At 36.5% G+C, this 16254-nt stretch carries 12 protein-coding genes and 1 tRNA gene; 6 read left to right on the forward strand and 7 right to left on the reverse strand.

What is annotated here, in order from left to right:
• Positions 1–96 precede the first annotated feature (96 nt).
• Together nagZ and Q0940_RS00220 are read right to left on the reverse strand one after the other, a co-directional pair.
• A complete protein-coding gene (gene nagZ / locus Q0940_RS00215) occupies positions 97–1116 on the reverse strand; it encodes a beta-N-acetylhexosaminidase (RefSeq protein ID WP_299262488.1) in 1020 nt (339 codons plus the stop codon).
• The gene (locus Q0940_RS00220) at positions 1113–1742 is read right to left on the reverse strand and encodes a TetR/AcrR family transcriptional regulator (protein ID WP_299262493.1); all 630 of its coding nucleotides are present in this window, start codon (positions 1740–1742) and stop codon (positions 1113–1115) included. Before Q0940_RS00220 ends, nagZ begins: the two co-directional genes overlap by 4 nt.
• 207 nt (positions 1743–1949) lie before the next feature.
• Here Q0940_RS00220 and Q0940_RS00225 point away from each other — a divergent pair.
• A tRNA-Val gene (locus Q0940_RS00225) sits at positions 1950–2026 on the forward strand.
• A 229-nt stretch (positions 2027–2255) separates the two neighbouring features.
• Here Q0940_RS00225 and Q0940_RS00230 read toward each other — a convergent pair.
• From Q0940_RS00230 to Q0940_RS00240, 3 genes are all read right to left on the reverse strand, one after another.
• Complete coding sequence (locus Q0940_RS00230) at positions 2256–2648, reverse strand: hypothetical protein (protein ID WP_299262495.1); 393 nt, start codon at positions 2646–2648, stop codon at positions 2256–2258.
• A gap of 240 nt (positions 2649–2888) precedes the next feature.
• Positions 2889–3653 carry an amino acid adenylation gene (locus Q0940_RS00235; protein WP_299262498.1) on the reverse strand — a complete coding sequence of 255 codons (765 nt, stop codon included), beginning with the start codon at positions 3651–3653 and terminating at the stop codon, positions 2889–2891.
• Between the two features lie 146 nt (positions 3654–3799).
• Positions 3800–4270, reverse strand: coding sequence for a hypothetical protein (locus Q0940_RS00240; protein ID WP_299262506.1), 471 nt, complete (start codon positions 4268–4270; stop codon positions 3800–3802).
• Positions 4271–4339: 69 nt separating this feature from the next.
• Between Q0940_RS00240 and cls the strand changes: the two genes are divergently transcribed.
• The 5 genes from cls (at position 4340) to Q0940_RS00265 (ending at position 12560) form a co-directional block, all read left to right on the forward strand.
• Positions 4340–5830: a cardiolipin synthase gene (gene cls, locus Q0940_RS00245; protein ID WP_299262509.1), complete on the forward strand. Its 1491-nt coding sequence runs from the start codon at positions 4340–4342 to the stop codon at positions 5828–5830.
• A 77-nt stretch (positions 5831–5907) separates the two neighbouring features.
• A complete protein-coding gene (locus Q0940_RS00250; protein ID WP_299262512.1) occupies positions 5908–6711 on the forward strand; it encodes an endonuclease/exonuclease/phosphatase family protein in 804 nt (267 codons plus the stop codon).
• Positions 6711–8225 carry an NAD(P)H-hydrate dehydratase gene (locus Q0940_RS00255; protein ID WP_299262514.1) on the forward strand — a complete coding sequence of 505 codons (1515 nt, stop codon included), beginning with the start codon at positions 6711–6713 and terminating at the stop codon, positions 8223–8225. Before Q0940_RS00250 ends, Q0940_RS00255 begins: the two co-directional genes overlap by 1 nt.
• 183 nt (positions 8226–8408) lie before the next feature.
• A complete protein-coding gene (locus Q0940_RS00260) occupies positions 8409–9509 on the forward strand; it encodes an efflux RND transporter periplasmic adaptor subunit (RefSeq protein ID WP_299262517.1) in 1101 nt (366 codons plus the stop codon).
• A gap of 3 nt (positions 9510–9512) precedes the next feature.
• Positions 9513–12560 carry an efflux RND transporter permease subunit gene (locus tag Q0940_RS00265; RefSeq protein ID WP_299262520.1) on the forward strand — a complete coding sequence of 1016 codons (3048 nt, stop codon included), beginning with the start codon at positions 9513–9515 and terminating at the stop codon, positions 12558–12560.
• Positions 12561–12696: 136 nt separating this feature from the next.
• Here Q0940_RS00265 and Q0940_RS00270 read toward each other — a convergent pair whose 3' ends face one another.
• Positions 12697–14700, reverse strand: coding sequence for a methyl-accepting chemotaxis protein (locus Q0940_RS00270; RefSeq protein ID WP_299262524.1), 2004 nt, complete (start codon positions 14698–14700; stop codon positions 12697–12699).
• Positions 14701–15152: 452 nt separating this feature from the next.
• Positions 15153–16247, reverse strand: coding sequence for a chemotaxis response regulator protein-glutamate methylesterase (locus Q0940_RS00275; RefSeq protein WP_299262526.1), 1095 nt, complete (start codon positions 16245–16247; stop codon positions 15153–15155).
• Positions 16248–16254 lie beyond the last annotated feature (7 nt).

The following is a 16254-nucleotide window of genomic DNA, read 5'->3' on the forward strand; positions in this document are numbered from 1 at the left end:
ACACTTTTTATGGTTTAAGAGTAATAGAATTACAAGAGAGCTTGTATTAGACCTTTGGCTATATTGTCGACAATTTGTTTAAATAAACAACTGCACTTAGTTAATCGTTTTAGCTAATGCTACTGCCCGCTTCCACCGTTCAGACGCTTGTAACTCAACTAAATCAATATGTGTGGTAGATAATAAACTTAGCGCGTTAGATTGTTGGTCAGACACACTATGTTGTAATTCACTCAATGCTTGCCTAACTCCATTTTTATCATTACATATCAATACCATATCGCAACCAGCATTCACGGCATTTAATGCTTTTTCGGCATAAGATAAATGTTCACCTGCGCCAACCATAGATAAATCATCACTAAAAATAACGCCGTTAAAGCTTAATTTTTGTTTTAATATATTTTGTAGCCAATGCTTGCTGTATCCAACTGGACTGTCATCAACCGCACTAAAGCGAATATGTGCTGGCATCATACCTTGCAACTTATTGTCGGCAATCATGGTTTTAAAAATAGCCATGTCGTTTTGTTCTATCTCGGCAAACGAACGGGTATCAACAGGCGCTGCAATATGCGTGTCTTCCTTAGTGCTGCCATGACCGGGAAAGTGTTTACCAATACTTGCCATGCCTGCATTGGCTAAACCATCACACCAATATGTTGCTAACTCAGTAGCAAGGTTAATGTCGGAATTAAATGATCGGTCACCAATAACATCTGAACCACGCTCTAGATCTAATACTGGCGAGAACGACACATCAATACCGTGAGCTAAACATTCAGACGCTAACAACCAAGCTAACTCACTCACGGACTCAGCTGCCTTATTTCTGGCTTCAAAGAAAGGTGCTAATTTCCCCATGGCTGGAATTGGTGTGAAACCGTCGGTTTTAAAACGTTGTACACGCCCGCCTTCATTATCAACCGCAATAACAATAGGCTGTTTTGCCGCTTGGCGAACATCCTTTATTAATTGAATGAGCTGTTTGGAACTTTCAAAGTTACGGCTAAACAGAATTAAGCCACCAATAAGCGGATCAGCTAACATGACCTTTTCATCTTCTGCTAACACTGTGCCTTCTAAGTCCATCATAACGCTTGCTTGCTTGATCATGAGTTTATAAATCCTGCGGCTAAAAATGGTAATAACTCATCAATTATTTGCTCTGTATTCATTGTTTGATCAAAGTCTTTATTGGATATATCTGACAGCGCGTTCGACGCCGCCAAAGTAAAAACAGAGGTACCTAAAATAAAATGTAAACGCCAAAATAAGTCAGCAGGAGTTAACTCAGGTTTGGTTTTATGAAACGCCTGTTGAATGTGTGTCAAAGCAGAGCCGTATTTTTCTGTAATGAAAACACGTAAATGTCCTTGGTAATCCACATACCCTCTTCCTAACATCTGCAAAAAGTAAACGGAACCATGTGTATTGATTTTTTCTAAGTCTAACAGCGGCTGTTTAAAGCAGCTACACAGTTGAGTAATAGAGTAATCCGGTTGGCTTTGGCTTAACTGTTTAATTTCATTTAATAACTGAGGTAAAAATTGAGATAAGTATCTGTCCATCACAGCTTGGATTAAATCTTTTTTAGAACCAAAATGATAATTAACCGACGCTAAATTAACATTGGCCTTACTAGTTATTTGACGCATAGAGGTTTCAGCAAAGCCCGTTATGGCAAACAAATGCTCCGCTGCATCTAAAATTTTATCTTTGGTACTGCTCTTGTTGGACATATAAATTGAGGGTTCTGTTTTAAACGATTGTTTAAGACTAATAAACATAACCGCTAAATACAATTATCATTTCAAAAGGATTGTGATAAACGTACACTAATTATTCAATCAGTGTGTTCTGTTAAAAAACGCCTTGCATTTTAACAGCCTGATACATAAGATAGCCGCCGTTAAAACACATCAAGTGGTTTAACTCTTCAAAACAATACAACCGTAGCTCAGTTGGTTAGAGCACTACCTTGACATGGTAGGGGTCGGTGGTTCGAATCCACTCGGTTGTACCAATTTCTTCAAGTAATCAAGCAATTTCAGAAACAATCCTAAAACACCCTTCTTGCTCCAATACATTTATCATTCGTATTAGTCTATTTCTTTCAGTTACTTTATTAATATAAATAGTGATGATAATGGTTGAAGAACAGTCCGCTCAAACTCATAACTGAAGAGAAACATGCTAGATCCTTAAAGTTAAATTTACAGTGGTTAAAACGCGATGGGAGTCATGGTCACTTGTTATATTTTTATTTCACCAAGTCTTATTACTGCATTATTAGGGTTTACATAATTAACTTTATAGGTACCCGATACTAATTTATTAACTATTATTTCTCGCGTTTTATTTTGGCTATCACCGCTAGCTAAACAAGTTTGAACTGTGATGTTAATTTGAAAGCCTTCTACTTTTGAAATAACTTCCTTGAAAACAATGCCAGAGTTATTCAACCATTTCCCTCCAGTAAAACTCAGAGGAATAAATGTATTATTTCTTTCGTTATAAGGCATTCCAAGTTTGATGGTTCCCGCATAATCTAAAGAAATATTTTCTGTGGTAAACAGCCCTGTAATGATCCCACAGGAATAAGAATTAAAAGAAAACATCAAGAATAACACACTAATTATTTTCACACTGACTCCTGAAAAACATAACAATTTAATCGTGAGCGTTTAGGATGTTTTCCTATCCAAAACTTTCTCACTTTTATACTGAATCTATTAATATCAGATACATCAATCTGTTACTAGACTTTCGCTTTATAATAATTGGAGTAGCTGAGATATGGTAGAAACTGCCCTTGTCTGTGCAAAAAAACAATAAGCAAAAGCCCAATATAAGCAAAAAATTACTTTATGCTTTTAATCAGCAAGTTAATGTTTGTATTCACTGATGTAAATAACATTGCTCTTTTTATCAATATCAGCACTTGTCTTAGCGTCATCACTTGTAGCAACAGCGCTATTAGTACTTGTATTAGCATCAAGGTCGCTATTGATTTTGGTGTCTGTTGTAGGCGTTGAGTTACTGCTTATTATTTGTTTGCAATAAATTAATAACTGCTCAATGGGGATGAATTTTTCTTTATGTCTGGTTTGTTTATTAGTAACGCGTTTGATTTGAGTGTTTAAATAACAGGTTAACTCCAATGCCAGTTCTGGGGTTAAGCTATCAAGTTTATTTTCTTCAAGTGTTTGGCTTATCCAAATGGCGGCATCACAAATATGGCCATTAATGCTCAAATCGTTATTTTTCACCCACTCAGGTGTAAAGCTAATTTGAGACAAAACACTTAACAAATAAGCAATGTCACTATTAGGCATTAATTGATAGTTTTCTAGTGTTGCTGCAAGCGTCAGCTGCCAATTAATTTGTAAAGTCTCTGTTAATTCTTGTTGTGATAATTCTGCGGTAACTGGAATGAAAAATAAAAAACGGCTATTGGCTTCACAAGCAATAATTGTTTTTTGATATGACCGATGATGATTATCAATAATATGTACTTGCCAACTGAAGGTTTTAACATTAGATATTAATGTATTCACCCCAGCTTGCTTACCCTGTTCAACGGGTAAGCGAGGTAATTCTGTGTTTAACCATTTATTAAGTGCGTTGGTCGCGGTTAGTAATAATTTCATATTAACTTTTTTAATTTTGCTTATGTAACTTAACTATTATATTCACAAACTAACATTAACCTTTAAATTTAAACAGTGATCTCATTCATTCTCTTTTTCTAAAGGTGATATAACGTTACCTTTGTTAGAGTTCTTAAGCAGTGCAACTAATCAAAAACAAAAGGTTCTTTATTGGCCTTAACTCGGATCCAATTTAGTGTGGATTGCACTGATTTTCGGGCAAGAAGGTTTTGTTCAAGCTTATTTTTTCCGGGAAATGGAACTAAGCTCAGACCAATTAGCAAGGTAATAATGCCCTGACCTGGTAAAACTAGCATGGCAATGCCACATAGGATCAATATTACCCCAAGAATTATTTCGGCTGCCTTCACCATGTAAAATACTGTGTGATTTACGGCATGTCGCATTAGGCTTAAGGGGGGATTTTTATTAACATCATTTACAGATGCTTTTATACGGATAAAGTACCGTGAATCCATTTGCGTAATGATGTAAGTTATTATAATAAAATAAATAATTGAAACAGATGTAGTGAGTAAAATAATTAAGAATATATAATCGGAATTCAGTAACTCCATTAGGTAGGTTGAGATACTATTGTAATATTCTTTGATCACTATTGCTCTCCATTATTTATCAATTGTTATGAAAATATTCTTTTAAATTCAATTATTAAGTAGAGTTATATGCAAATTTCTGAAGCGTTAGTTAATTGGGTTGCTATTAACTGGGTAACTCTGATTGTTATTTTCCACATTAGCTTATCTGTTTTGACATCGTTACATATACTTTTGTTCAAAGAAAATGAAGGGACATCTTTAGCTTGGATTGGTCTTGTTATATTTTCGCCAGTTATTGGGAGCTTGTTTTATTGGCTGTTTGGTATAAATCGTATCCAACGTTCAGCTAAGAAAATTCATCCTCAAAAACTTAACGATGATCTTAAACAGATAAAACTGCATAAAACTGAATTCAAAGACCAAAACACTAACTTTCATAATATTCCTTTAAACTGGCATAGCGCAATTATTGCTGGACATAGAATTCATCCAGTTAATTACCTAGCTGGTAACAAGGTTGAATCTCTTATTAATGGAGATGCGGCCTATCCTGCCATGATTCAATCTATTAATGATGCAAAACACAGTATTGTTTTATCTAGTTATATATTTGATTACGATTCACTAGGCCGACAATTTGTCAGTGCGCTTGGTCAAGCACAAAAGCGAGGCGTTGCAGTAAATGTACTACTGGACAGTATTGGTATTGGTTATAGTTGGCATAAATCTAGTCGTGCATTAAAGAAGATGGGAGTGAAAGCGGTTAGTTTTTTACCCGCCATATCACTTAGCAGCATTCGGTTTATCAACTTACGAAACCACAGGAAAATACTCTGCGTTGACGGTAAAGTCGCGTATGTTGGAGGTATGAACATAAGCGGAGATAACTTAGTTGAATCTGCGACTCATCCTATTAATGATATTCAATTTAAAATATCTGGGCCTGTAATTGATCAAATAAGTCAGGTGTTTATTGAAGATTGGTATTTTACAACGAATGAATTGATTGAATTCCCAAGTTATAAAGTTAGCTCAGATACAAACTTACAGCAGGACAAAACTGATACACCTGTATTGGCTAGAGTGATTGAAGATGGCCCTGATGAAAATCATAATAAAATACGCTGGACATTAATTAACGCATTAGCCTGCGCCCAAAAAAGCGTGAAGATCATGACGCCCTATTTTATTCCTGATCAAACATTAATGAATTGTCTTCATAGTGTTGCTATGCGTGGTGTGTCTGTTGAGATCATAGTACCTCAACATAGTGATATTTCTTTTGTAGATTGGATAATGGAAGCAAACTTTTCAAGGGTTATGGCGCACGGAATACAGATATATAAAAACAACAGCCCTTTTGAACATAGTAAAATTACTATGATTGACGATGTTTGGTCATTTATTGGCTCTAGTAATTGGGACTCTAGGAGTATGGAGTTAAACTTTGAGATCAATTTAGAATGCTTTGACGAAGATCTTAATAAACAACTCACTGACTTTTTTATAGTGAAAAAACAGAATTCATCACTAATCACTCAGGCCGACGTCGATAAAGTATCTGTTCCTAGGAAAATTCGAAACAACTTATTTCGTTTGTTCTCACCATATGTGTAATGGTATTAGAACAATACGGTTAAAGTAGAGTGAAAAGCCGAAACATCCATAAAAGGCCTTAGAACGGAAATAGGTTTATGATCAAAGATAGGTATAAATTAGTTGAATCCTTAAAACTGATGGGCCGTGCGCCAAAGTTTATACTAGGCCCGAATATAGAAATTCTTCTATGGAATGTTTTTAAATGTAAAAGAAAAGGATGGCAGGAAGATTTTATTAACTTAACTTGGGACAAAGATTTGATTTTGTTGCAAGAAGCCATTTTAAACACCCCTTTTGACATCCATTTTAATCAGTCATTAAGACATCAATGGATTATGGCGCGTAGTTTCAAAACGGTAAAAAACGATATAGATACTGGCGTAAAAACAGGTTGTAGTGTTGCAGCACAAGAATATTACTTTTCCGTATCCAAACACCATGAACCAATCTCACAAACAAAAAAAATGTCACTGGCAACTGTGTACCCGTTAAATATTGAAGGCCAGTCATTACTTGTCGTCAACTGCCATATTATTAACTTTGTTACGTTTGAAAAATTTAGCGTGCATTTAGATCAGGTTTTCCAATCTTTAGCCGATCACAAGGGGCCAATACTATTAGCTGGTGACTTTAATACATGGAATGGCAAACGATTGCGCTATTTTAATCAACTAGCAAAATCATTGCATTTAGATGAAGTGAAAATCAAGCGTAGGCCAAGATTAAGTCATTTACTAAAACACCTTGACCACATTTATAGCCGAGGTTTAACTGTGGTTGATGCACAAGTACATACGCATATTAAATCGTCAGATCACTATCCAATTAGTTTGTCATTAAATACCAATTGTATTAATACATTGGATCAAACATTTCAACACAAGAGTGAGGCTAAGTAATGAACCAATTATTATGTAAAGATAAATCAAAATTATCTCATGCTTTACTGACTTGTGAACAAATGGCTGAATGTGATCGCATGACAGTAATTGCAGGTATCAGCGACATTAGTTTAATGGAGAATGCCGGACATAAGGTAGCTCAAGCTATTATAGAGCGCTGGGCTCCCTGCTCTGTGGTCGTACTTTGTGGTCCAGGCAACAATGGCGGCGATGGTTTTGTTATCGCTCGAGTATTGGCTGACGCTAACTGGTCGGTGCGTGTTGCCTCGCTTGTTTCCCGTGATCAGTTAAAAGGCTCAGCAGCTCACCACAGTACTCTTTGGAAAGGTGTTGTTGAACCATTAACACCTGAAGCGTTAAATGGAGCAGAGTTAATTGTAGATGCCATATTTGGTGCAGGCTTAGCTCGTCCATTACAAGGGGCTTCACTTGAAACTCTATTGATGGCAAAGTCTAAATGCATACCTATTGTAGCTGTTGACGTTCCAAGCGGATTAATGGGGGATACTGGCGTAAATGTTGGTGCCGTAGCCGCTGAACTTACAGTGACATGTTTTCGTAAAAAGCCCGGGCATTTGTTGCAGCCAGGTAAAAGTCTTTGTGGCGAATTGTTAGTGGCTGATATTGGCACACCTATTTCCGTACTCTTCGGCGATATTACTAATAAAGTAACTGTAAACAGTTTTGAAAATCATCCCGATTTATGGATAGACGTATTTCCTTTGATTGAGCAAGAAGGTAACAAATATACCCGAGGACACGCTCTAGTTTGGGGAGGATGGCCAACGACAGGAGCTGCTCGTATGTCTGCCAGAGCGGCAGCGCGTGTTGGTGCTGGGCTAACAACAGTTGCAGTAGATGTTAGTCAAGGTGAAGCGGCGTTAATGGTTTATGCCACCACATTGATCAGCATAATGGTAACCCCTATAGCCAAATTACAAGACCTTGATATTATGCTAACGGATAAACGGATAACGGGGCTACTTATTGGTCCCGGCGCTGGCGTTGGTGAAGAAACTCGAACTCAAGTATTGGCAATGCTCAAGTCAGGTAAGCCTACCGTATTAGATGCTGGCGCCCTTTCGTCTTTTAAGAAAGATCCGCAGATGTTATTTAGCGCTATTGATGGAGTATGTGTGCTGACACCACATCAAGGTGAATTTAGCCGAGTATTTCCTAATATAGACCTCAGCAGCGATAAATTAAGTCGTGCTCGCAATGCAGCCAAAATTAGCGGTGCTATAGTGGTACTCAAAGGTAACGATACTGTGATTGCAGCACCTGATGGCCGTACTATTATCAACACAAACGCACCCGCGACTTTAGCCACAGCGGGGACTGGTGATGTTTTAGCTGGTATAATTTTAGGTTTGCTAACACAAGGAATGGAACCGTTTCTTGCTACAGCTGCGGCCGTATGGCTTCATAGTGAAGCCGCTGCAAATTTTGGCACTGGCTTACTTGCAGAGGATTTACCCGACCAATTACCAGCTGTACTTCAACAGCTTTAACTAAGTGGCATAGCTAATTACTTACAAGATAATTAGAGGTTGCTTTTTGATCATTAAATTTTAATTAAGAAGTTTACTTTCTTAATTATTTACTTAAACTACACTACGCAGTTTACTTGCTACTTAATACATGGATTATTGTTTACCTATTTTCCTAAGCTTTATATAACTTGGACTAATAACATGACAGATAACAAAAAAACCTCACCAAAGCCGATAACAATTAATACGTTTCGACTTTCAGCTCTTGTTGCCGCTTTGGCAATACTTTCAGCATGTGGAGGTAACAAGGATGATGCACAACAAGTAAAACCTATCCAAACCGTAAAGTTAGCGATGGTTTCTAACATTCCGGATGAAAGCCAAATTTCTTTTCCTGCGGAAGTAACCGCGGTGAAAACAATAAATATGAGTTTTGAGGTGACTGGACGTTTGAAAGAAGTTCATTTACGTACCGCGAGCCAAGTTAAAAAAGGCGAATTATTAGCTCAAATCGACCCAGCTCCTTTTCAGCGTCAAGTTAAAGAAGCTAAAGCTAGATTCAATCAAGCAGAGTTAGATTTAAAACGAATAAAATCTACGCTTAGCAAAGGTGTTTCATCGCAAAGCCAATTAGATAGTGCAGAAACTGCATTTGAATTAGCTGAAATAATATTAAACGACGCGAAACAAAACTTAAGTTACACCAGATTAACAGCTCCTTTTGATGCGCAAGTATCTGAGCGTTTAGTTGAAAATGATAGTTATGTAAAAGCGGGCGATACCATTGCAAAGCTACAAGATATCTCTCAATTATATTTTAATATCAACATACCTGAAAGACTATTAAGCTCGTATAAAAGTGGCTCTCTTATTAAAGCCACAGCTCATTCACTATCTGCACCTGATAAAGAATACGAATTGGAATACGTTGAACATTCAACCATGCCAGATCCGGTAACTCAAACCTACAAAGTGGTTTTTGCAGCTAATTCAGCACCAAAGCAAAGCTTAACTCCAGGAGCTAGAGCAATTGTTAAGTTAGTTGCAGGTCAACAAAGATCAATGTCTGCATTAATTATCCCTTTTACTGCGATTAACGGTAATAAAGCTGACGGTTTTAATGTCTGGGTATTTGATAAAAATACAAAACAAGTAAGTAATAAACAAATTCAAGTTCTTACCGTTGAGCAAGGTTATGCCGTTATCAACGGAGAGATTCAAAAAGGTGACCTTGTTGTTGCTGCTGGCACGACCAAAATGCAAGAAGGTCTAGTTGTAAAACCATATACGGCGGAGCGCTAAACTATGGATATTGCAAATTATACCTTTAAAAGACCAGTCAATACTTGGTTGATGGTTGTTGTTTTTGTGCTTGGTGGATTAATTGGATTAAGTAATATTGGTCGATTAGAAGATCCCGCTTTCACCATTAAAGTTGTACAAATTGTTACACAGTTTCCTGGCGCTAGTGCAGAAAAAGTTGAACGAGAAGTTACTGAGCCATTAGAAATTGCATTACAACAAATGGCGCAGTTAAAAAAATTAGAATCAATATCTAAGCCCGGAGTTTCTGAGATAACGCTTGAAGTTAAGTCTAACTATGACTCAAATTTACTACCTCAAATTTGGGATGAAGTTAGAAAAAGATTAAGTGACGCAGGTAAAAATTTACCAACTGGCGCTCAACAGCCTGTTGTTTATGATGACTTTGGTGAAGTATATGGGATGTACTATGCACTAAGCGCCCCTGATTTCTCAACTTATGAATTACGTGAGTTTTCTCGAATTATTCGACGTGAGTTATTAGTAACCGATGGTGTTGCTAAAGTTCAAGTTAGTGGTGTTCAACAAGAACAACTCGTTGTATACATAAATCCATATCAAATTTCTGGTTTAGGGATTTCGTTCCCTGATCTTATGGGCTTATTACAAGAAAATTTGAAACCATTTAATGGTGGAAGATTGAATGTTGAAGGCAGGAAAGTAAGGTTGTTGGTTGATAACTCGGTTAATCAAATTGAAGAGATCTATAATTTGCCTTTGGTTGTACCAGGCTCAAATAAGTCGATTAAAATTCGTGATTTTGCAGAACTAAAATTTGAACCTATTGATGTACAACCCGTACTTGTTCGTTATCAAGGCCACGAAGCAATTACATTGGCTGTAGCAGCATTAGATGATGTAAATATTGTTGAAGTTGGTAAGGCCGTTACTGATAAAGTTAATAATATTTTAACTAAACTTCCAGCTGGTATCACCCTAACCCCAATTTATGATCAAGCTGCACTTGTTGATGAATCCGTACAAGGCTTTATTGACAACTTAATACTGTCAGTAGCCGTTGTAACTATTACATTAATGTTGTTTATGGGCTGGCGTTCAGGCGTTGTAGTTGGAACGGTATTAATAGTAACGGTAATGGGCACGGTTTTGATCATGTGGCTAATGGGATTACAACTGCAAAGAATATCTCTAGGCGCTATGGTTATTGCCATGGGGATGTTAGTTGATAATGCGATTGTAGTGGCTGAAGGCATGATGCTGAGAATGCGCCAAGGTAAAAAAGCACTTGAAGCAGCCTCTTTTATTGTTAAGCGTACACAATGGCCATTATTAGGCGCAACTGTAATTGGTATCGCTGCATTTTCTGGTATCGGCTTGTCTGATGATGCAACAGGTGAATTTTTGTATTCATTGTTTGCCGTGGTATTAGTCTCATTAATGTTAAGTTGGGTGTTAGCAATAACGTTGGTGCCATTACTCGGTAAGTATCTTTATCAAACAGGAAACGATAACGAAAACGATGCTAACAACGGTAGTTTCTATAAAGGCTATTTGAAAGTTCTTCATTTTGCGTTAAGACATAGATGGGTAACCGTTTGTGCATTATTGGCGATTACTGTGACAGCATTTGGTAGTTTTGGCCTGGTTAAACAAGGCTTCTTCCCGTCTTCTAATACACCGCTATTTTATGTTCATTACTGGGGACCTCAAGATAGAGATATCAGACAAACCACTGACATTATGGTTGCAGCTGAGAAAATAGCGCTAGATTTTGAAGAAGTTAATGTTGTATCAACATTTATTGGTCGAGGTGCGGATAGATTTACCTTAACCTATCAAGCTCAAACACCTAACGAAAGTTATGGTACATTTTTAATTGAAACTCATACCAAAGAGCAAATACCACAGTTAATACCTAAGTTATTAGAAAAATTAAAATTAACAGACTTAGATGCTGAATTTTATGTTGAACGTGTTCAGTTTGGTCCAGGCGGAGGCGCTAAATTAGCCGCTCGTTTTTCAGGACCTGATGCAACGGTATTAAGACAGTTAGCGGCTGAAGCTGAAAATATTATGCGAGCAGACGGCAGTATTAAAGATATTCGCCATGATTGGCGAGAGAAAGGATTAGCGTTAAATACTAATTATGACTCGTTTAGTGCCGGTATTGCGGGTGTGTCTCGTAATGACTTTAGCCAAACAGTGCAATATGCATCAAACGGACTAGAGCTAGCTCGACTGCAAGATGGTGATTATAGTTATTCCATTAAAGCTAAAATGGCTGGTTCTGATTCATCTGCAGTAGAAGCTATTGAGCAAAGCCAAGTTTGGAGTAGCGCGCAAAGAGAATATATACCATTCCAACAGATCTCATCTGGTGTTGAGTTAATCAATGAAGAAACTCAAATTCATCACAGAAACCGAGTCCGTACCATTACCGTTAAATCTGACCCAGGTTTTTCAGAAACCGCAGGTGAAGCATTCACTAGAATAAGGCCTCAAATTGAAGCTATTGATATTCCAGATGGATATGAACTTGAATGGGGAGGTGAATACGAAAATGCAGGTGAAGCACAACAAGCTTTAGGTAAAGGTTTACCGATGGGATTCTTAGTTATGTTTTTAATTTCTGTGTTGCTGTTTGGTCGAGTAAGACAACCATTAATTATTTGGTTAATTGTACCAATGGCTATTGTTGGTGTGGTTTCAGGGCTATTGTTAACTGATATGCCATTTGGCTTTATGTCTTTATTAGGTTTCTTAAGTTTATTTGGCATGTTGATTAAAAATGCCATTGTATTACTTGAAGAAATTGATCTACAAATTGCTGAAGGTAACCCCCCTAGAATTGCAATTGTAACGGCGAGTTCGAGTCGTTTACGCCCTGTTGCTCTAGCGGCTATAACCACAATATTAGGCATGGCGCCATTGTTATCCGATGCATTCTTTGCGGATATGTCAGTGACGATTATGGGCGGGTTAACATTTGCAACAATATTAACTCTGATTGCAGTGCCGGTTTTATATAGTATTTTTTACAAAGTGAGTTATAGAAATCCTAAGGATTAATCTACCAGTTATCAATTCACTTGAACTCAGGTTCATTAAATAGATAACGTAAAAAACAGAAATAAAAAAACGCGACTTATGTCGCGTTTTTTATACATCTTAAATAGTTATTAAATAACCAAGATAATTATACCCATTACAAGTTATTGGCTATTTTTAGACGTTCAATGACTTCGACTTCTTCACCAATTGCAGCCACACGGTCTGACATATTAGTAATTGCAGTAATATTAGCTTCTACATCTTTACTTGTTGTGGCAGATGCATCTCTTAAGCTTTCAATTTGCTCTGTTAATTTAAGCGTACTTGAGCTCATTCTTGACATAAAGTCTTCTATTACTCCTACGGTTTGTCCTATTGCCGTGGTAGATTTGGTAACCGATGCGATTGTGTCACTAGTTTGATCTAGGCTTTGTTGTGTGTTTTTAGACAGTTGACGTACTTCGTCAGCAACAACAGCGAAACCTCTACCAGCTTCCCCTGCTCTAGCAGCTTCAATTGCCGCATTTAAAGCAAGAAGATTGGTTTGATCTGCAATAGCTGAGATAACTTTTAAAATGGCTAACACTTGATCTGAGCTTTCTTTTAGCTCGTGAACGTCACTGCCTAAAATGTTCATTTTACTTTCTTGTAATGTTATATCGTCTTTTAGATCGTAAAACGCGCCACTGGCATCATTAATTACAACTTCAGTTTGTTGTGAGTTTTTAGTAATGCCGTTAAAGCTAGTTAATACACTTTCTAGCAAAGGTCTATATTCAGACAAACATTCAATCAAATGAGTTTGTAATCTGTTTATTTGCATCAAGCTGTTAACTTTTGATAATAAAAAGAATTGCTTGTAGTTACTGTAATGAATTGGAAAGTTGTCAACTAATGAATCTGAGAATCGTTCGCCATTTTCCACATTAAAAAAGAACAGCGCCGTTAACGTTTGGTTCATATGAACCCCTAAAAGCTCTCCAAAAGTAGAAAAACCTGCCGCTTTAATATTTTTAAATGCCGTTAGCTGATTTAACTTATCAGTATTATTTACACGACGTAAAATACAGTCATTAGCTAACATAGCGATTGGTGCAGGTTTGTTTCTTAAATACTCATCAAGGGCTTGTTTGGTGCTATTAGCAAAATCTTTAGCTTCAACCAAAATAAGCTCGTCACCAAAATCTAAATCACAAAAAAAGTTTAGAACTTTATTTTCAACATCTATACCTGATATAGATCGTATAAATAGTTCATCTTTTATCTCGACAGCAAATGAAAAACCAGTAAGCTTAGCTTCTAAGTTACTAGGGGTACAACGTAGATGCTCACAAAGGTGATCAACTATGTTTTCCACTTTCCCAGTTTCTTTTGAGATAACACTTGTTACTGTGCGTTTTTGTGGGTCAGACTCGGCGATATAAAATGATTTGTTTGTTTTATGGAAGTTATGCGTTTTTAATATACCGTAGCGGATATTAGGTGCAAGTTTAGTAAAAATAACGACACTGGCATTGTCTGCCACTTTGTGGCCATCAAATACAGCTGCTTTTTGGAAGTCTAATTTTCCACCTGCTGAGCCACCGATAAAGTGACAAGGAAAACGCTGGCTGTCGTACAGGGCTTGCATAAAGAAGTTTTCACTGGCAGATAAACCATCAATAAAGGTCATCGCAACCGTATCTTGATAATTAACTGACATATTCAAAGATACTTTTTCAATTTCATTTTGAATTGCTTTAATTCTCTCTACTTTTGACTTTATTACTTTACCTTGTTTTAAATCTTCACAGTGTAACGGGATAGTTTTAATTTCAATGTCGGCAAATACGCTTTCACTGAAACTCTGTAAAACAATAGAGTCCCAATTACCTTCTGTAGTTTGGTAAAAGTTATTTTCTTGGCTGTTCAACTCACCAGCGGTCATCATAGCGACGACCTTGGAACAAAATGGTGTCGCATTTTGAATGGACTTTACCGTCTGTTCGAAATCAAGGTTTGGTGAAATAAATGCAAAAATCAATTGAGTTTTATACTCTTGAAAATCTAAGCTTAATAAACGCTCTGAAGAGATTTCAGATGCTCGTAGCTGTAGTATTTTTATTCCTGTTTCACTTACCTGATGTTGTTTGTTTTGTTTTTTATTAAACCAAGACATTATTCATTCCTTTTTACTTCACTACTAAGACACCTATTAGGACTATTAAACTGATCAAATAAAGAAAGCCTTTATTTACAAAGCAATAGCCGTAAACGACTTCAATGTTTTATAAAACGATTAACGCAATTAAACATAGCATGATGCATTGATAGAGTCATTACTCTATAACTTGTTCTATTACTAATCGGCTGTTTTAAAAGAAACTGTAATAATTTAACTAACTAATTTGACTAAAGTTTTTATATAAACTATAAATTTAAAGCAAATACTTAAGACCACTCACTATTACACCTTAGTTTTAATAAATATGTCTGAATTTACATATCAATATTTTGTGCTACTTGATTGAATAATTGATGGTGATTGATTTGACAATATATGAGTAGATAAATTTATTTATGTATTAATTGTAGCAATTCATATTTTGAGTTAACTCCTGTGGAACAATATTAGAGTTTTTTTAGTTTCATTTCTGTCACCATTTCATTTCTTGTTAATAATGCGTGTTGTAGGAGCGTTTTGCTGATATCAAATAAATCACACTCTACATTGTGAGCTGATAACTTATGGGCACTACCTGGCATTCCCCAAATCAAGCTGCTATTTTCATCTTGAATTATAGTTTTTGTGCCTTGTTGTTTCAGTTCTAACATTCCTTGTGCACCGTCATTACCCATGCCTGTTAATAAGACAGCCTGGACATTGTTAGCCATAGGTAACAAAGAACGAAACAATACATCTACCGATGGTTTATGGCGGTTAACTTTTTCGGAGTCGTCAAATACACAAAAAAAGGCTCCATTTTTCTCTTTTACAATTAAATGAACAGCCCCTTGAGCTATATAAACATTACCTTCTTTAATCTTAGTGCCATGTTTGGCTTCTTGTACCGTCATTTCACATAACTCATTTAATCTATTAGCAAAACGTTCGCTAAATGTAGGTGGTATATGCAGAGCCACAACCACAGGAGGTGAATTTTTAGGTAACTGGGTCAATACGACTTTTAATGCTTCCGTACCACCTGTTGAAGCCCCTATTGCGATAATATGATCTTTTCTTGCCGTGCCAGCAAAGGTTAATATCTTGGAGTTTTTGCCATTAATAAACTTGCTCGTTAATTGATGCTGCTTTTGATTAACGCTTACCGCTTGTTTAACTTTATAAATGATAAGTTGTTTGAATGACGATTTAGTAGTGAGCAATTCATTAAAACTAGGTTTTGCTATAAAGTCTATTGCGCCTAATTCTAAAGCTTGTAGTGTAATGTCGCTGCCTTTGGTTGTTAACGTTGATAACATAACGACAGGCATAGGCCTTAACCGCATTAAATTAGCCAAAAATGTAATGCCATCCATTTTGGGCATTTCCACATCTAACGTAATAACATCTGGATTAAGACTCTTTATTAACTCTCTTGCGACAAGTGGGTTTTCAGCCTCTCCAACAACATTAATGTCAGAGTCTGACGATAATAACTCGCGTACAACTTTTCTAATAACTGCTGAATCATCAACAATTAATACCTTAATTTGTTTCATCATATTATCC

It is taken from the genome of uncultured Psychrosphaera sp. (genome assembly GCF_947500655.1).
GTDB lineage: Bacteria > Pseudomonadota > Gammaproteobacteria > Enterobacterales > Alteromonadaceae > Psychrosphaera.